Here is an 18,649-nt window from a genome sequence, read left to right as displayed (position 1 = left end):
ATGAATATAATATGAGTCTTGGCTTTTTGTATTGAATGAGGAGGTGGCGCTTTTACGAAGAACAATCTAAGAAGCTAGCGCTTAATAAATCGGTGATGGATATGTTGTTCCTTGGCAATACTAATTCTATAAATAGATCTGCACTTTCAAAAATATCTGAGTCAGGAACGGCTAATAAAACTCTATATTCATCTTTTGCTATTGATACTAATGAAATTATTTAATAGGCAATATTTGTTTTAGATAACCACTTGGACCTTTCGGAAAGTGGCACAGTTCAGATTGACAGATGGACTGAGGAATGGAACTTAAATAAAGCAACGAACAAAGGGTACACTGCTATAGTGGTAGTGTACCTTTTGTAAGGAATTGTATTAAGCATTTAAGAATGATAACATTTACTCATAATGAAAAAAATAACGAGGGAATTATATGTATGGACAAGCTTAAATCGATAGTTTTATTAAAAATAGTAGGTTTAAACTACAAGTTCAATGACATAGTAATATTTTTAGTATAAAATCTTTTATGTAGTTCTTTATATTTTGTTTATCACAAAGGACTTTAACATATCTTAAAGGAGTTAGCGTAAAAATGAAACTCTCATTTGAAGAAATTAAAAGAAAATTGCTTTTAGGTGAAAATGTAAATCTTGAATGTAAGGAGGCTGAATCTACGATTCCAAAGTCAGTGTATGAATCATATTCAGCATTTGCAAATACATCTGGTGGAGATATAGTTTTAGGTGTTAAGGAAAACAAAAAAGAGGTAAATCCTGAAAAGAGATTTATTATCCAGGGAATATCTAATCCAACTAAGCAGATAGAGGATTTTTGGAATACACTCAACGGAAATAAGGTCAATGCAAATATTTTGATAGATGATGATGTGTATACTGTATCTGCTGATGGCGTCGTACTGATTATTATCCATGTACCTCGTGCAAGTTACAATTTGAAGCCAGTTTATGTTGGAGAAAATCCATATAAGGGTACATTTAAGCGTAATAACGAAGGAGATTATCATGCTACAGAGCACGAGGTTCGTGCAATGATAAGGGATCAAAATCCAAATGGAAATGATAGTGCTATTTTGGAACACTATAATATGGATGATATTGATATCGCAACCTTATCATCATATAGGCAGATGTTTAAAGTTACTAATCCAGAGCATGTTTGGAATTCTTATGATGATAAGGAATTTCTGAGAATGTTGGGAGGCTACGCTAAAGATCGCATGACCGGCGTGGAAGGTCTAACTGTGGCGGGGTTGCTTATGTTTGGAAAAGGTCTTCCCATTAGAGAGAAATTTGATAATATTCTCATGGATTACCGAGATGAAAGCGGTTTATCAGGGGATATGCGTTGGAGTGACAGACTGACTTACGATGGTACATGGGAAAATAATTTGTTTAATTTCTTCACTATTGTAGCTAGAAAACTGACTTCAGATTTAAAGAAACCTTTTAGACTTGAAAATGAAACCAGAATAGATGATACAGCTGTGCATAAAGCTGTTAGAGAAGGTTTTGTTAATCTTATTATTCATTCAGATTATATGATGGATGCCGGTGTTTTAAAAGTTATTAAGAAAGAAGATGGTTTTGAATTTACTAATCCAGGAGTATTGAAACTGCCTAAAGAAGAAATATATTTGGGAGGCAATTCAAAAGCTCGTAATCCTAAGATGCAGACAATGTTACGAATGGTTGGCTTCGGAGATAATGCAGGCTCAGGCTTCCCGGCGATACTTAAGGCATGGAGTAATAATGGTTGGGTTACACCAGAGTTAGTTGAAAATACCGTGTTGAACCAAGTTTGCTTATCGCTTACTTTTGAAAAAACGGCGATAAAAAACGGCGATAAAAAAACGGCGATAAAAAACGGCGATAAAAAAACGGCGAAAAAAAGTGAGGTACACATTAAAGACATAATTGAATTTTTATCTACGGTTGGAGAGGCTTCAACTGCTGAAATTTCTGAAAAGATAGGATTAAAACCATCTAGAACAAGGGAAATATTATCCACTCTTGATGATGTGGAAGCCATTGGTTCTAACAAAGATAGAAAATATATTTTAAAGAGTAAATAGCTTTTGGTTACATATTTTTGCCTACTGATTACATATCTATCAATGCATTACTCAATTCACACGATAAATATAATAGCAAGGAAGTTTAAGCATTGTTTCAATGGAATGAAAGTTTTGTTGAGACAATGCTTTCTTTTATGAGAGGAGTGTTTTCATGAGTATTAGTTTTGATCCTAACATTTCAGCAAGTGTTTATAAGGCTCTTTATAATTATGACAACAAACAGAAGTCCGGCAAGGTTGATAAAAGTAAGCTGTCTAGTAATATGACTTATTTAGAGAAAATGAAGTCTGCTGCGGACAAAACGAATAATATTAGTTTGACTTCAGATGTGAAGAATACTGGTGCATCTAGAAACTCAGTTGCAACCAGCAGCGTTGATGAATCATTAAAAAAACATCCAGAATGGAAGGAAAGCGTGAACAGCATGGTAGATTCTGGAATAAAGGCTAGAGAAATGTATGGTGCAAAAAATGTAGATATTGATTCTATGACAATGGTTGAATATAAGAGTTATATTTCAGATATCATCGGCAAGATTCCATTTGATGCATCGCATCCATATGATGAAGAAACAGTTTATATCTCAGAAGAAGGCTGGGAACAGATGAAAAAAGATCCTAAATATGAGGCTTGGGTTCTCGGCTATACTGTTGAAAACAGGGCTGTAAAAAATCCATTCTTTGGTATGGGCGATAAAGGCGCATATTGCATAGAGAATTTTGGTGCATCAATAGAGGAACACAAAGGCGCTGGATATTCTAAGGTTTATACAGGCTCAGCAAGAACCGCTCGCTCTATGTATGAAACAGCTTCATCAGGTTCAGGTGCTATTAAAACAAAAGCACCTCAAGCAGATTTACAACCTGACCCAGATTGGACCTTGGAAGAACAACTTAAGAAAAACAAAAAGAATAAAGATTATTGGGATGATGTATATGAGGCAAGATTATATCAAAGGAAAATGCTCCAGCAAGATTTGAATAATAAGTATTATGAGAAAATGAGGATTAGTCAAATTGAGATGACTTCCAACTTTAATAATAGCTGGAGTAATCTACTATTCTAGGAGGAAAATGCTATGTATGGAATGTCAGTACAGCAAGCTCTTTTAAGTTACACTAATACTTTTATAACTGGAATGAGGAGCTATACAAAATTGAATGAAGCATCTAGCTTTTCAGAAACATTGTCGAAAGTCGAAGCAGCAAAAACGTCTGGCAAGAAAAGAATACAACCTGAACAGAGTACAGTGGATAAATATATTTCTAAGCATCCAGATAGAAAAGCTGATGTTGAGAAAATGGTTACTGCTGGAAACAATGTAATCAAACAATATCTTGGTGAAAACTATAATCCAGATGACTTAACCTTGGAGGAATACAAAGAACTAATAAATGATGTTATTTCAAAAATTCCTTATGATTCCAGCCAGTTAAATGATGTAGAGTACTTGAATATAACCGAGGACGGCTATAAGCAAATGAAGTCAGATCCGAAGTATGAAGCCTGGGTACTTGGATATTTTAAGATTGATAGATCTGTGCATTTTCCTTTTGGTGCACAGGGAAACTATCATAGTGAACATTTTGGAGCTTCAATAGAAGAACATCACGGTGAGAGTTATCATATGGATCTTGGTGATGACAAAGATGAAGAGCGTTGGTGGAAAAAACGTCAAAAACGCCATGATATGCTAATGGAGCAGATGGAAAAATATTATGAAAAGCGCCATAACGAACGAGAAGCAGCCATGAAGAAAAATGCTGGTAGAATTACGGTAACAGATACAGAAGCAATCTTTAGCTCAAGGGGTGCAAATAATACCTTGGATGATAGCAGTTATTTGGGAGGAGAAATAAGTGCTGCAGCAGAATTTTTTATGATGATTGCTACTGGTGGTGGCGCTACTGGAGATGGAGCTGGAAATTAATATTGTTTATTATGAGAGGGCGTAATGTCCTCTCATTACATTTTTTTGACCTTTCATTACATATGGCGTAATAATATTATTAAATAGATTTATACTGAACTTAAAAGATATTATGGGTGAAATATATGAAGATTGTGATTTGTGATGATTCAAAGCTAGCATGTGATAAATTGGATGCTATGGTTAAATGTGTATTGCCAGATGTTGAGATTAAATGCGTTCAAGATATTATCAGCTTACAGGCATACATAAAGACACATACTACTGATTTGTTATTTATGGATATTGATTTAGGTAATGGTGTAGATGGTATGCATTTTGTAAGGGAACTGCGTCAATCTGCAGGGGCAGAGAGTAAAACTCATAGTACATTACCACTAATTATTTTTGTTACAGCACTAGCCGAAAGAATGCCAGAGGCTTTCTCCGTCAGAGCGTTTTGGTATCTAGTAAAACCATTAAAGCAGGAAACACTCAGAGAGGTTCTTATTCAAGCGGAGTCAGAAATTGAAACTTTAGGTGCAGCGGATGTAGCATGTAAGCTGGAAATAAAAATTAATGGCAATACAATTTTAGTAAGTCTATCAGATATTTTGTATATTGAAAGTATTGGAAGAAAGATTAGAGTTGTAACAAGAAGTGGAGAATATGAATCCTACGCAAAGATTATAGAACTTGAAGAACGACTTCCTAAAAGTTTTTTCAAAATTCATCGCAGCTACATTGTAAATTTTGAACAAGTAAGCAACTACTCTTCAAGTTCGGTGGAATTGACTAATGGAACTACTATACCGATTTCAAAATACAAGTACAAAGAATTCGTAAATACGTTTTTGGATTATCAATCGGGGAATATACTATGATTAAAGTATTATTAAGTGTCTTTGGTTATTTGGGTATAATCGCAAAAGTTGCAGTGTTCTTATATCTTTTTTATTTGTTTATACCATTGGATTTGTTTGCAAAATCAGTGAACAATAACTTCGACAGCAGAAAACGTGCCACACCAGTAAAGAAGGAAGATTTTCTGAGTATGGCCATTATTGTGATGTTGGTTCAACTTATCCTATGGCAGATTCCAACTACAACATTTCCGATAAGCGTATTAGGTATAATCGGTGTAGCAGTGCCATTTTCACTTTTACGATTTAAGGATCATATTACAGAAACAATTTATGTAATAAGCCTATGGTGGTGTTTGAGGTCAGTTTCGTTTTTCATTATTAATACGTTGACAAATTGGTATTCGGATTATTTGATGAAGGATATTTTGACAGCTTCTAATGTGGAAGAATATGTTGAAGTCAGAACAGGTATCATCCAGATTTCAGTTGAAATAATGTATGTCTGCATCATTGTTCTAGCAATTATACCAATCAAAAAAATAATTAAACGCTATGAGACCATCGATTGGAATGATTTAGCTTACCTGCTAGTACCCAATATACTTGGAATTCTTATAACTTGGATAATGATAAGCATAATCATAATTGTTGTTGATGGAACTCCTTTCATTTTGATGGAACAAAAACCTGAGCTTTTATTTATTTTGCCGATTCTTGCATTGTTAATATATCTTGGCACGGTAGTAGCGCTTTTGCGTTTCGTTAAAAGCCAGGAGGCAAAAAGAACTCAGCAATTGTATTTCGCAGAGCATTTGGAAAAGGAAGCATTTGAAAACCGACTTCAAGAAACAACCCGTGTCAATGAGCAGGTTAGAAGTGTGAAGCATGAAATAGTTAATCACTTTGCTAATATCAAAGCGTTGGTGGATGACGGTCAGTATGAAGCACTTGCTGAGTATATAACTAACCTTGATGTAGATATTTCTAAGATAGATAGTGTAAGCTACACTGGGAATGCAATCATCGATGTAATATTAAACGACAAAATGGCTAAGGCTAACAAACAGGATATTATCATAAATATGTCCGTTGGTTTTAATGATGCGTGGGGAATACAGGCATATGATATAGGGATTATTATTTCTAATCTTTTAGATAATGCGATTAAAGCGGTGCAGGATTATGACGGAGTAGATAAGATTATAACTTTTTCTATATTGTCTAAGAGTCCAGTGATAATAATCTGCTGTGAAAACCCTTATAGCGATGAAAATAAAAACCAGACTGAAACTCAGCTTTGGCATGGACTGGGGTTAAAGAATATTGAATCCATTGCTAATAGATATAATGGTACAATGAGAGTTGAAAGAAAAAATGGTAGATTCATGAATACGGTGATGTTAAAAGCACAGTTTTAATATAAAGATACCATTCGTTACAGAAAAAATACTTTTCACTACAATATCGAGATTTTAGAACTAATGATTGTTATATTAATGAGTAGAAATGAAAGGTAGTGAAATGAAGTTATTGTACGAAAAAACAAGAAATATAAATATATATGTGATATCTAGGCGGTCTTAGTGACCGTCTTTTTTATTATCAAACTACGGTGCAGCGTAGTAATACTACGACGCAAATGCTTAATTGAACCGTATCATTCCTCTAAAATAAGGGAGTAGTATTTTAGAGGAGGGGCGGACTTCCATGAAGAGAATTGATATTATAAACAGAATAAATCATTATTTAGATGAACGCGGATGGACACCCTATTATCTTGCAAGTAAATCTGAAATGGTAGAAAGTACTCTGTATGGTATGTTAGATTCAAGACCAGAAGGGCTTCCACGCTTAGAATCAATATGTAAAGTGTGTAAAGGATTAGAAATATCTGAATGTGAGTTCTTTGAGTTCACAGGTGATAAACATCTTGTTTATGTATCAGATGATGAATTGGCTTGGCTTAATATTTATAGAGATTCTCCGGAGGATGTGGCAGGAATGTTGGCATTTAAAGATTCAGTAGATGATAAAAGAAGAGTATCTAATAAAATAAATAACTGAAACCATTTTGAGAATCTGAAAATAGCGACAGGAAGTAATGACAGTATAAATAATATGATTTTTTCAAAAACATAATAAAATGATGAATCAAGGTGGTTGATGCTACCTTGATTTTTTTGTTATTAGGTTTTGAAAGGCGGAGATTTGAGAAATGGGAAGAAAATCGAAAGATGAGGAAGGAATTAATATCATCTGTGAAGGTATGGGCTTTGATCCCAAGGTAGCTTACGAGCTTACCAAAATGATGTTAGAACAGTACAGTCGTAGTGTCGTAGCAGGAAAGATTCTTTCTAGTATTACTAAGGCATCTGATCAGGAAAAGAATAAAAGGCAGATGCGTAAGGACTTTTTGGAAATTATGAAGTTACCAATAGAAGAGTCAAAAGAAATGCAACGAAAGTTGCTTTGGCAAGTATCAGAATATGAATGGTTGGAAGCACCAAAGAATTATGTGTTAGAGGGAATGCAAGATTATGGTAATTCTGGTCCTATATATGTATCTATTTTAAATAACAGATATATGACTAAGGATAAAAAGACTATGGTTGTGCTTGCTAATGAATTAGGATTTTCAGTTGCAAGTCTTGAAAACAAGAAAAGAGAAGCTATAAAGCTTTTTGGTATTATGATGTATCGATATGCTGCAAAGCTTGAAGAGGAAGATACAGAATAGTGTGGTATATGCCTACGGCTTATTAAGTCGTGGGCATTCTTTTATTTGTTCGTTATATAGAGCTTATATATCTGTTAGAAGTTGTTTAGATGGTTGTTGTAGAAGTGCTATGGATTATCTAGCAATCATTTACATATTTGCTAGATAACGAGTAGACATTGTTTATATTATTGTCATGGGTCACTACAATCTGGTTGTGATATTATACTTAATGCGCAAGGGTTTTAAATGCTATAGCAGAAGGGGAGAGTGAAGAAATTTGGAAAGGAGAAAATGGTTATGATGTATCTACACGAAAGAATCTATTGCCCCTGCTGCGGTAAGGTGATTATTAGACGACTTAAGGGTGTTATGGAAAACAATTGTCCATATTGCAAAAAAGGGCTGAAGGTTATAGTCGACGAAAAGGGAATGACTATTTTTAGTGAATTATCTTAAGATTTATATTTAATTACATAGAATGAGCTAACTGTGGTAGCGAAGAATTAGTCTTGGAGCTTCAAGTTCGCAGGCGGCTAGTAAGAGTTTGTGGCACGGCTATGAATATCATTGAATATTGAAAGGCGGGGCAAAACAGAAGGAAGTATCTATTAGATAGATATTCTGTTTTGCTTCGTCTTTTTTTGTTGCTCTTTTTTAGCTTCCTTCTGGAGCTCTGAGAGTAATGAAGGATGCATGAGTGGGAAACCTATGTAGGCCGATACCCATGACTTTCGAGTTTGAAACTTATTAATTTTTCAAAATTCGGAGGTCAAAAATGAATACCAATAATGAAAACAAGGAATATGAACTTATAAATCTTAAATTTGAATATCCAGGTATGAATGGTGGAGTTACTTGGGCTGTTATATCTGATCTTTCTATGGATGAGCTGATGGAGAAATATGCAGATGAGTTATTGAAGTATTCCCCAGTTATTCTTCTTTCCGTTGAACAGGGGAAAGCTTTTAAGGATTTCCATAAAAATGAAAGTAAGCATCTTATGAGAAATTATCGTACTTACGAATTTCTTGGATATGAAGACAGTGTTACAGAGGAAACATATTACGATTTGATGACTAAGTATGAATTAAATGAGCCAGCTATTTCAAAGGATTATGAGTTTTTGAGGGACATGATAGAGAAGCTTCCTGAAGTACAAAAAAGAAGATGTAAGTTGTATTTTTATCACGGATTTACAGAGGAAGAAATAGCTCGTATAGAAGGTGTAGATCAATCTAATGTATCTCGTACATTAGCCAAGGCGATAGAAAACATAAAAAAATTATTCTAGGGCGCATATTTTGTCCGACATTCGTTAGAACTAGTGAAAGGTATTTTATCTTTCACTAGAAACTTACAACTGAATATACATTCATCAGGTACGTTCCTGCATTGTGGAGCCCCAACAGGTACGCCATGTGCGATATAGCCTCACTGGAAAATTGGTAACACCAAACTGGCCATGATACATGCAGGTATAATGATACTTCCGCTTAGCCACAATTATCGTAATGGGAGCGGCCCGGCGAGAACCGCGGGGAGGATAGAACCTATGGAGCTGTGTTGCAGCCGCCTGATTGAATCCCGGAGTAGTATCGGGGTGCGTGGCAAATAGATACTTACAATTAAGAATTATTATGGAGCGTCTTCTTTATATCTATGTGGAGACGCTCTTTTTACATAAGAGGAAAGGAGGAGTTCTATGCTTGTAGTTCATCGTGGAGATATTTATTTAGCAGATTTAGGTGAAGGATTAGGTTCTGAGCAAAGAGGCGAAAGACCAGTGCTCATTGTTCAAAATAATAAAGGTAATATCTTTTCACCTACAGTTACAGTGCTTCCTATCACTACAAAGATTCATAAAAGTGAGGGAATGCCTACACATGTAATTCTAGATGACGTTAATGGTCTATCAGAAAAATCAGCGATTATGGCTGAACAGATTACTACTATAGATAAGTCAAAACTGATTAAGAAGCTTGGCATTCTTGACAAAAGTTTTATGAATAAGTTTGTTAATCCTAAGATGCTAATTCAGTTAGGTTTTTATGTGGAGGATAAGAATAAATGGAAAAGGCATTATTAACAGTAGAAGAATTTTGCTCATACCTTGGAATTGGGGAAACCAAAGCCAGGGAGTTGATAAGGCAACCAAGAAATGGGTTTAGCTTAAAAATTGGTAATAAGTGGTTTGTAAATAAAGCTAGATTAGATCAGTGGTTAGCTGATGAATGTGATAAATACTAAATCGGCATCCTAGACGATTCAATTGGAGTGGATTTTAATTAAGACATAACAAGCGCTGGTTAAATAATAATGAAGGCAGGTAATGCTATGGAGAAAGTCTTATTAAATCTGCAGGAGTTTAGAGAATATCTGGGGATAGGTGAAAACAAGGCATTAGAACTTGTTAAAATGCCACATAATGGATTTAGCCTAAAAATTGGAAATAAATGGTTTGTTTATAAGGTTAGATTAGATGAATGGCTAGCCAATGAATGCGATAAATATTAAGAGCAGAAGAAAGCAGGTGAAATAAATGGGAAAAAGCTTGAATGGCCGGGAATTAGGCAAAGGTATTAGCCAAAGAAAAGATGGCTCTTATACAGCTAGATATGTAGATAAACATGGAGTTAGAAGATCTTTGTATGCATCTACTATTAATGATATAAGGCAAAAACTTAAGGTTGCTAAATTCGATGAAGAAAATCGTGTTATTACGGAATCAAAAATTACATTAAGTAAGTGGTTTGATAAATGGCTTGATGTATATAAAAATAACGCAGTTAGAATTGGAACCAAAGCAGGTTATATATTAGTTTTTGAAAAGCATATAAAACCTTTCTTAGGATATTATGAACTTAACGAAATTAAAACTTCGGATGTTAGGAGATTAATTAATAAGCTTGAAGCTGATGGGCTTGGATATTCTACACAAAGCAGGGTGAAAATAATGTTGACAGATATGTTTGATAAGGCAATTATGGATGATTTGATCATTAAGAATCCTGCAAAAGGAGTTCGTGTTATAAGAAAAGATCATTTTGAGAGAAGAGTATTTTCTAAAGAGGAACAAATTACTTTCTTTGAATGTTCTAAAGGTACATATTTTGACAATCTATTTGTTGTAGCAGTAAATACTGGTATGAGAATTGGAGAAATATGTGCACTAACGTGGGATGATATTGATTTAAAGGCAAAAAAGATTCGAATTAATAAAACGCTCTCATATAGAAAGTTAGAGGGAGATGAAAAGAGAAGTTTTCATTTAGGTCCACCTAAAACTACGACAAGCAATAGGGAGATTCCAATTAGTTCTGCATGTGAGAAGGCATTAAAGAAACAGTTCATTTTACGAAATAATATTATGTCCAGCCGTAAGGCAAAGCCTCTGAAAGGATTTGAGGATATTTTATTTGTATCAAGGAAAGGATGGCCATTATGTGACCAGACTGTAATTGATGCACTAGATAAAATAGTTAATGAGATTAATTACAGTCGAGATGAGGGGGAACAGTTTCAGCGTGTGTCACCACATTGTTTCAGACATACATTTGCAACTAGATGTTTTGAAGCTGGTATACCTCCAAAGACGGTTCAGATTCTTTTGGGACATGCAACCTTGGATATGACAATGAATCTTTATACTCATGTGTTAGAAGATGAAAAGGATGAAGCTCTAGTTGCTTTAAATGATTACTATTTTGATATTGAGCAGCAAAAGGAAATCAATATAGAGGATAGCTTTAGGAAGGCTGTCCTTGATAGTAGAAAGATTGTCTCATTTGGTTAATTGGAGAAGTAAAAAGCAAAAATCCAAGAAATAGATGGTTGAACAATAAGATATACCAAGTTATAACAATTTGCCCTGAAAAATCAGGGCATTTTTTTAAAGAAAAAATGGTGTATACTAATGAAAAATAGACACAAAAAAATGGTGTAAAAATGGCGTGGAAGAAAACCACACCATTTAAAACCGTTGATTTTACGGGCTTTGAGGACCATAAAATTTTTCACTGCCCAAGTTACTACGTATACCAGAACACACCTTATGAGTGGAATAAGATTAGCGAAAAATAGCGGATTTATGCGGGTTTGAACTTATATACAATTCACTTTATATCGCTTGATATAGCTTTAATCAGTTTGATTTAACCTGGTGTAAAAATGGCTAAAAATCAACGTTTCTTCGAGGGGCCTTATAAAAAAATGGTGTAAAAATGGTGTATAGCCATGTCGCAAATGGTGTACGAAAAATACACAATTTAATCAGTACATAGAGCAATTATTCAATAGAGTAATTGCTCTTATTTTTTGCCCTTTTTTTAGGGTGAATTTATCATTTTTATAGGAGATTCCAATAAGTTCTGCATGCGAGAAAGCATTAAAGAAACAATTTATTCTACGAAATAATATAATGTCCAGACCAAAGGCAAAGCCTCTCATAGGTTTTGAGGATGTCCTATTTGTATCGAGAAATGGCTGGCCATTATGTGATCAGACTGTAATTGATGCAATGGATAAAATAGTTAATGAGATTAATTACAGTCGAGATGAAGGAGAGAAGTTTCAACGTGTGTCACCACATTGTTTCAGGCATACATTTGCAACTAGATGTTTTGAAGCTGGTATACCACCAAAGACAGTTCAGGTTCTTCTAGGTCATGCAACATTGGATATGACTATGAACACCTTTATACTCATGTACTAGAAGATAAAAAGGAAGAGGCTCTGGGTGCTCTTAATGATTACTATTTTGATATAGAGCAGCAAAAGGAAATCAATATCGAAGATAGCTTTAGGAAGGCTGTTCTTGATAGCAGAAAGGTTGTCTCATTTGGTTAATTGGAGAAGTAAAAATAAAAATCCAAAAACCGGATTGTTGAACAATCTTATAAACCATCAACTATAGGGATTCCCGAAAAGCTAAGGCCATAGGCTATGAAATATATATTGAAATTTGTAGTTTTTTGATGTTATCATCTTAACAAGAAGAAGCAGTGATGCTTCTGGGCTGGTCGAAAGACCCAGGTCCAACCTATTAGGCGGGGAGACTCCCCGCCATTTTTATTAGGAGAGTGTTTTGAAAGAATTAAGTATTTTTGTAGATGAATTATGAGAGGCTTCCCATAAGATGAATCGGGTGATTTTGGTGAATATTACAATATCGTATTAATGCTAACAGCAGCAATTTAAATCCAGGCATAAAATTTGAAGACATATATAGTATGATGAAATTAATAAATTATTTCGTTATAATTGTAGGCAGCGATATTAAAAAAATGGATTTTATCTAAGTGAAGTTAAAATTACTACGGAAGGTGTAATAATCATGAAAAAGAATGAAATGATTTTAAATAGTAAAGGCGAGGTGGCTAGCGAAGAAACATATAAGGCTGTTCGTGGCTACGTTGTATCTGCGCAGAAGCAAGTTACTGCTGCGGTTAATTCTGCAATGGTTATTGCCTATTGGAATATTGGCAAGCAGATTTATGATGCTTGTGGAGAAAACGAACGCGCTGAGTACGGAAAGCAGTTATTAAAATATTTAGCAGAAAAGCTGACTAAGGAGTTTGGTAAGGGGTTTAGTGAGAGAAATCTGCAGTTGATGAGACAGTTTTATCTATCTTTTCAAAATACGAACGCACTGCGTTCGGAATTAAGTTGGACTCATTATCGTAGCCTTATGCGTGTGGAAGATAAAGAAGCACGCGACTTTTATCTTGAAGAGGCTGTTAAATGTGGTTGGAGTTCTAGACAGCTGGATAGACAGATTAATTCTTTTTATTATCAAAGGATTATAGCTAGTAAAGATAAGAAAAGCGTTTCAGAAGAAATTAATGAATTAGAGCCAAAACCAGAATATGAAAAAATCATTAAGGATCCTTATGTACTAGAATTCTTGGATTTGCCGGCAAATGAACATTTTTACGAATCTGAATTGGAGCAGGCGCTTATTGATCATTTGCAAAAATTTTTATTGTTATACGAACCCTATGTTTATACGAACTTTTCAGGTAGGATATCGTTTACTTACGATATTCCAGCCTGAAAAAGTTCGTATAAAGTTTATGCTACTTTAATCCTAACTCCTTGGCAAGTTCTTCCTCATCATCAGGCCACATCTGGATTTCGTCTGGGATCATTTCCGTTCTTTTTTTAGCAACGGCCTGTAACTGTTCCATAGAAGGAGAAGTATAGTAATCTTTAGTTGTCTGTATATTGGCATGTCCAAGCAGTCCTGAAACTACCGATATATCAACTCCGTCCCTGTAAAGATTTGTTCCCCTAGTTCTTCTGAATGTATGCGGGGATACTGAATCCGGCAAAGGATGATCGTCTGCCCTTGCCTTGTCGGCATATTTCCTGATCAGCTTTTCATAGTTTCTTACACTCATAGAGTGCCTCTGACCATGGGATTCTGTATAGAAAAACGGCAGAGATAACCTCCTGTCGGGATGGTACTCCTCAAGGTATTGCTGTACTAATGCAGTTGTTTTTTCATCCAGATAAACAATGCGTTCTTTTTGTCCTTTGCCATGAATCAGAACCCTTATCTGGTTTCCACTCACCTCAACATCCCTCAAAAGCAGGTCTTTCATCTCTGAGATGCGCATACCTGAATCGTAAAGCATTGACATCATAACCGTATCCCTCATGCCTTTTCTCGTATTCTTTGGCATACTTAGGATTGCGCCGAGGGAATTCGCATCATCAATTATTGGTTGCTGTACCTTTGGTTTGACATACAGGGGAACACGCTCTATGGACAGATGAACCTGCAACAATGAGGTGTCCCTAGATGAAGCATATCCGACATAGGACTTTATGGCAGCCATTTTGGTGTTAACCGTAGACTCCTTTCGATGCTTTATATCATGAAGGTAGTTCCTGTAATCAAGAAGATAGTCATATGTGCAGTCAACAAAAAGAAATTTCCCAGTCGCTATCCCTTTCACATTGTTCGTGTAATCTTTGAATTCCTTCAGGGCTATACGGTATGTTCTCTTGGTATAATCGGATCCGTCCTTATGTTTTGGAAGGTATACATTCAAATAATCATAGGTTCTTGAGAAAAAAAGCTGGCTGAATTCTTCTTTTTTCATCTGCGTACCACCTCCGGAATTACCTTGCTGATTGTCGAGTCTTTTTCCCGGATGATTCGCGCGCTATCTTCAATGTAGTGGAAGTAGTAGTATGTATCGCTGAAAGTCTTATGTCCAAGGAACTTGCACAAGTATGGCATCATCTGTTCAAAGCTAATTCCCTGCTTTACCCATAGATTAATTCTCCGAGTAATCATTGTATGACGCAGTGAATGGACACACGGCTTAAGGGCAGTTTTGCCTTTGAATTCAGTCTTGTTCCAGAACTTTGTGAACCGATCACTTACAGTTGAACTATTAACAGGCTTGTCAGGAAACTTTCCCGGGAAAAGCCATATGGGATTCATTCCAAGTTCTTCGCAAAGGTATCGATAATAATCCCGGCATATAACAAGTAAATCTTCGGAGAGGTATACTATCCGATCTTTATCCCCCTTTCCGTTAAGTATTTCAATACATCCTTTCTCAAAATCGACATTTTCTATGGACAGATGGGAGGCCTCGGAGTTTCGGAGTCCGGTGCAGGCAATCAGGCGAAACAGTACTGGATATTCGTTTGCCATTCGGGATGACATCTTGGAAGCCTTCCTTGGCACGAAATTATCTACCTGATGGAAGAATGCCTTAAGTTCCTCATCGGTAAGAACATACGCCGGCGGTTTTGGATAACGCACCTCTATTGAGGGATAATAGCTGGGTATTCCCAGCCCATTGAGATAGAGTGAGAACTCCCTTATTATCGAAGTGCGGTGCATCAGGCATCCGGCTCCTTCAGTCTCCCTTTTCCTAAGCCATTCTTCCAGGTTCGCTTGTGTCAGGCCGGTATCGCCATAATTATGGTTTTGCCAGTAAGCATCAAATTTTTCCATCCACTTGGATTCGTTATAGTACTTGTATCCTGATGCCTGTTTTTCATCAATAAATCCTTGGATATGATGCCCGATGGAACTACTGTAATTATATTTTTCAGGCATGCTGGTCACCTCCCTTCAGAGGGATCCCGGCTTCTTCCAAGGTAAGGCAGCACATCTGCATTCTTTCTTGATCTAGCAGGGTGTACTTATGTACATTTCCCGTGTCCGTATGACCTAACGCATTGGCAGTCTCATCTATTGTGGCTCCGCTTTTCATGGTGTTCGTGCCAAAGGTTCTCCGTACAGAATGGAACTTGCGGGTTGAAAAACCATACCGTTTCATGGCATCTTCGCAACAGTATATTGTTATAGGTCCGAATGGAGTAACCATACTAAGGAAAACATGTGTCTCCCCTTCTACTTTTGGACGCCCTTCCTTTATGTATTTATAAAGCGCGTTTCCAACAGAATTGCTCATGGGAGCCCAGTGCTCAACCTCAGTTTTGTCTTGTATTATCCTGATAAGCTTGTCTTTCCACCGTATATCGGAAGTCCTGAGGGCAACAATATCACAACTCCTGAAACCAAGATCCAGTCCACACTGTATGATAGCGGCATCCCTGAGTTGTATGGGAGTAGATGCCTGTTTACGACGCTCCTCAATCTTGCGCAGGTCATCTTCGCTTAAAACCTCTATAATTCGTTCTCCCGAGGTCGCTACGCGGGGAAGGGCGTTGCTAATGCCATAAGGTAACGCCTTTTTGCGCTCCATCCATTCAAGATATTTGATTATTCTGCACCTGTAAGCATTCTTTGCCTCGGGTGTGGTGTGCTCGTCCTGGACATGGAATTGCTTTATTATTTCCGGTGTCAAATCTGAATAAGATGTCAAACCTTGCAACACAAGATATTTACTGAAACGGACAATGGCTGTTTCGTACATTGTTACTGTGGATTCATCCCACTGTTCCTTTTCCTTCATTTTCAGAAAAGGATCTATGCTGTCCTTGCACCACTGGGGCAGGGTGTCATAGACCTTTGTTTTATGCCCTTTCCACCGTTTTGTAAAAACAATGTCTCCCTCATGCGTGTAATCATCATATATTTCAAGAGCACGCCGGGCTTTGTTTCTGTCTGATTGAAAAACTCTGGCTCCAAAGGATTCATGCCACTGTTCGGCGATTACCTTATCATAACCAAGATCTTCCCTGTTTAGAAAAAGATAGAGCAGCGTCAGTGCACGCCTGGAAACAGCAATAACGGAATCCGAATACATCTTGCTCTGCAATGTGCAGCAAAAATCCGGAATGCTGTTGTATAAATCAAGTGCGGGGAAACACATGCTTTCAGCACGGTGAGATTCCACAATAGTCCGTGTTTCTTCCTGCATCTCGTTAAGAGACGTGATTCTTCTTCCGGCTCCTTTTTGAACATAGTGCATATACAGGGCATACCCCGGAGTGACAAGATTGCTCTTCACAAGGAAATCGAGAAAACTGTATATACGCCCCTCTGTATTTGTGATTTCAAATCCTCTTTCGTGGATAAACAAATCATACTCATCCAAAAATGTATAAGAGAAATCAGCGCATGAGCTAATCCCATTAGACGTAGCATACTGGCAGAAAGTCCGAACAACTCTGTCGATAGTATCTTTATACGGAAGACAGTAATCGGATGAATCAACATGTTTTTGGTAGGTATCCAAGATACTTGCAAAATCATTAGACGGCTCGGTAAAAATGTTTATATGACTTCCGGAAACATGTCCTATATCATAGACATCACAAAGCCGACTAACTGCCTGTCTTTTATTATTAGGCAGTCTTTGATATGATTTCTGCATATCAAACCAATGTTGAGCCTCCTCGGAGGAAAAATTGTTCGTCCCCTTTCTGATAAGGTGTTCTCCTAACCGTTCAAAACAATCCTTGTGCATAGCAATACAATCAGCATCGTAGCCATACATTGACAAGGTGTTAAGAACAATAGTAACATTTGTGTCGTAGTGTATCATCTTGTTCTCCTTTCTTAATAAGATTGGTTATTTACAAACAAGATGATACACTTTATCACGATATGTTTATACGAACCTTTTCAGGCTTGAATACTGTAAAAAAGCGGTTGCCCTCCTGAAAAGTTCGTATAAACATAGGGTTCGTATAATAAAAGTTATCATCACCTTTATAGATGATAGATTCCTTCTTGTCGAGCTTAAGTTTGCCTTGTTTTATCAAGTTTTCTTTTTCAGCTCTAATACGTTCAAGCAATACTGATGCAGGTTCGTCATTAGGATCCTGTGAAACTAGTTTCCCCTGAATTGCAAGATCCAGAATCTTTGATTTAGCTGAATCTACAGAATACCTAAGTCCATCGACTTGATTATTAATATCTTCTGCATATGGAAGGATTTCTTCTATCTTTTTTACAATATGAGATTGCTCGTTTTCTGAAGGAATTGGTATAAGAGTTTTTCTTATGTGTTCTAGGTGAAGATTTGGAACACCTATTCCTTTTAAGGATCCTTTGAAATAATCCTGTACAAATGTGCTACCTATGGCATATAAAACATACTTTGGAAGTATTATCTTATTTACAATTCTTATCAGTCCAAGACTAACATATATATCAAAAACACAATCTTTATCTACAATTGCTGCTACGCCGGTAGTTCCATTTTTGGCCAAAAGAATATCATCTACTTGTGGTGCCAATCTTGAGTATAGTTCCTCATGCAGACTTTCCGGAATATACATGACATTATTCCAATCTATTCTGCCACTGGTGACATTTTTAGATGATAAAAAAACAAAGCCTTTGTCGCTATATGTTGGTGTCTTATGTGTTCCATCTGTCAATACAGATGCAATCGTTTGTAATCTGCACCATTCCCATCCATTTGGAATTTCAAAAGGCAACTCGTCCTCAATACATTTTATAGTCCCATCCTGGAACTTCTCATAATGTAAATTATAACTAGCTAGCGTAAAAATTTTCTCGGAAAATATACACAAATAATAAAAGAACATCCTTCTTTGTGATAAGGTATTGGTTTGCGAAAACTATACACACAAGGGAGGATGTTCTTTTATGGAAGA

General features: G+C 36.2%; 19 protein-coding genes. 15 read left to right on the top strand and 4 right to left on the bottom strand.

Annotation, left to right across the window (positions count from 1 at the left end):
* The first annotated feature begins 594 nt into the window (after window positions 1-594).
* The 15 genes from BLV53_RS15695 (at window position 595) to BLV53_RS15625 (ending at window position 13,643) form a co-directional block, all read left to right on the top strand.
* A complete protein-coding gene (locus BLV53_RS15695; protein WP_090302593.1) occupies window positions 595-2,094 on the top strand; it encodes an RNA-binding domain-containing protein in 1,500 nt (499 codons plus the stop codon).
* 154 nt (window positions 2,095-2,248) lie between these two features.
* Complete coding sequence (locus BLV53_RS15690) at window positions 2,249-3,163, top strand: hypothetical protein (RefSeq protein ID WP_090302591.1); 915 nt, start codon at window positions 2,249-2,251, stop codon at window positions 3,161-3,163.
* 12 nt (window positions 3,164-3,175) lie between these two features.
* Window positions 3,176-4,027, top strand: coding sequence for a hypothetical protein (locus BLV53_RS15685; RefSeq protein WP_090302589.1), 852 nt, complete (start codon window positions 3,176-3,178; stop codon window positions 4,025-4,027).
* 125 nt (window positions 4,028-4,152) lie between these two features.
* The gene (locus BLV53_RS15680) at window positions 4,153-4,890 is read left to right on the top strand and encodes a LytR/AlgR family response regulator transcription factor (RefSeq protein ID WP_090302588.1); all 738 of its coding nucleotides are present in this window, start codon (window positions 4,153-4,155) and stop codon (window positions 4,888-4,890) included.
* Window positions 4,887-6,290, top strand: coding sequence for a GHKL domain-containing protein (locus BLV53_RS15675; RefSeq protein ID WP_090302586.1), 1,404 nt, complete (start codon window positions 4,887-4,889; stop codon window positions 6,288-6,290). Before BLV53_RS15680 ends, BLV53_RS15675 begins: the two co-directional genes overlap by 4 nt.
* Window positions 6,291-6,579: 289 nt before the next feature.
* A complete protein-coding gene (locus BLV53_RS15670; RefSeq protein WP_090302583.1) occupies window positions 6,580-6,936 on the top strand; it encodes a helix-turn-helix domain-containing protein in 357 nt (118 codons plus the stop codon).
* 151 nt (window positions 6,937-7,087) lie between these two features.
* Complete coding sequence (locus BLV53_RS15665; RefSeq protein ID WP_090166054.1) at window positions 7,088-7,609, top strand: hypothetical protein; 522 nt, start codon at window positions 7,088-7,090, stop codon at window positions 7,607-7,609.
* Between the two features lie 279 nt (window positions 7,610-7,888).
* On the top strand, window positions 7,889-8,047 hold the full coding sequence (locus BLV53_RS17145) for a hypothetical protein (protein ID WP_170830905.1): 159 nt from the start codon (window positions 7,889-7,891) through the stop codon (window positions 8,045-8,047).
* Between the two features lie 319 nt (window positions 8,048-8,366).
* Window positions 8,367-8,882, top strand: a complete 516-nt coding sequence (locus BLV53_RS15655) for a sigma factor-like helix-turn-helix DNA-binding protein (protein WP_072919459.1) — start codon at window positions 8,367-8,369, stop codon at window positions 8,880-8,882.
* 411 nt (window positions 8,883-9,293) lie between these two features.
* Complete coding sequence (locus BLV53_RS15650) at window positions 9,294-9,677, top strand: type II toxin-antitoxin system PemK/MazF family toxin (RefSeq protein WP_090302579.1); 384 nt, start codon at window positions 9,294-9,296, stop codon at window positions 9,675-9,677.
* Window positions 9,659-9,838 carry a helix-turn-helix domain-containing protein gene (locus BLV53_RS15645; protein WP_028246809.1) on the top strand — a complete coding sequence of 60 codons (180 nt, stop codon included), beginning with the start codon at window positions 9,659-9,661 and terminating at the stop codon, window positions 9,836-9,838. Before BLV53_RS15650 ends, BLV53_RS15645 begins: the two co-directional genes overlap by 19 nt.
* 87 nt (window positions 9,839-9,925) lie before the next feature.
* The gene (locus BLV53_RS15640; protein ID WP_090302577.1) at window positions 9,926-10,105 is read left to right on the top strand and encodes a MerR family transcriptional regulator; all 180 of its coding nucleotides are present in this window, start codon (window positions 9,926-9,928) and stop codon (window positions 10,103-10,105) included.
* A gap of 25 nt (window positions 10,106-10,130) precedes the next feature.
* Complete coding sequence (locus tag BLV53_RS15635) at window positions 10,131-11,384, top strand: tyrosine-type recombinase/integrase (protein ID WP_090302575.1); 1,254 nt, start codon at window positions 10,131-10,133, stop codon at window positions 11,382-11,384.
* Window positions 11,385-12,008: 624 nt separating this feature from the next.
* Window positions 12,009-12,302, top strand: a complete 294-nt coding sequence (locus BLV53_RS15630; RefSeq protein WP_090302572.1) for a tyrosine-type recombinase/integrase — start codon at window positions 12,009-12,011, stop codon at window positions 12,300-12,302.
* Between the two features lie 621 nt (window positions 12,303-12,923).
* Window positions 12,924-13,643, top strand: a complete 720-nt coding sequence (locus BLV53_RS15625; RefSeq protein ID WP_242879126.1) for a PDDEXK nuclease domain-containing protein — start codon at window positions 12,924-12,926, stop codon at window positions 13,641-13,643.
* A gap of 22 nt (window positions 13,644-13,665) precedes the next feature.
* On the opposite strand, the gene BLV53_RS15620 is transcribed toward BLV53_RS15625, so the two are convergent.
* The 4 genes from BLV53_RS15620 to BLV53_RS15605 are packed head-to-tail and all read right to left on the bottom strand — an operon-like array spanning window position 13,666 to window position 18,469.
* Window positions 13,666-14,697: a tyrosine-type recombinase/integrase gene (locus BLV53_RS15620; RefSeq protein ID WP_090302568.1), complete on the bottom strand. Its 1,032-nt coding sequence runs from the start codon at window positions 14,695-14,697 to the stop codon at window positions 13,666-13,668.
* Window positions 14,694-15,671 carry a tyrosine-type recombinase/integrase gene (locus tag BLV53_RS15615; protein ID WP_090302566.1) on the bottom strand — a complete coding sequence of 326 codons (978 nt, stop codon included), beginning with the start codon at window positions 15,669-15,671 and terminating at the stop codon, window positions 14,694-14,696. The genes BLV53_RS15620 and BLV53_RS15615 overlap by 4 nt, the downstream gene beginning before the upstream one ends.
* Window positions 15,664-17,568 carry a tyrosine-type recombinase/integrase gene (locus BLV53_RS15610; RefSeq protein WP_090302564.1) on the bottom strand — a complete coding sequence of 635 codons (1,905 nt, stop codon included), beginning with the start codon at window positions 17,566-17,568 and terminating at the stop codon, window positions 15,664-15,666. The genes BLV53_RS15615 and BLV53_RS15610 overlap by 8 nt, the downstream gene beginning before the upstream one ends.
* 55 nt (window positions 17,569-17,623) lie before the next feature.
* The gene (locus BLV53_RS15605; RefSeq protein WP_242879125.1) at window positions 17,624-18,469 is read right to left on the bottom strand and encodes a restriction endonuclease subunit S; all 846 of its coding nucleotides are present in this window, start codon (window positions 18,467-18,469) and stop codon (window positions 17,624-17,626) included.
* Window positions 18,470-18,649: the final 180 nt, after the last annotated feature.

Origin of the sequence: Pseudobutyrivibrio sp. ACV-2 (assembly GCF_900107545.1) — a bacterium.
Classification (GTDB): Bacteria; Bacillota; Clostridia; order Lachnospirales; family Lachnospiraceae; genus Pseudobutyrivibrio.
Note: the sequence above shows the minus strand (reverse complement) of the source record. Positions and strands in the feature narration are given on the sequence as shown.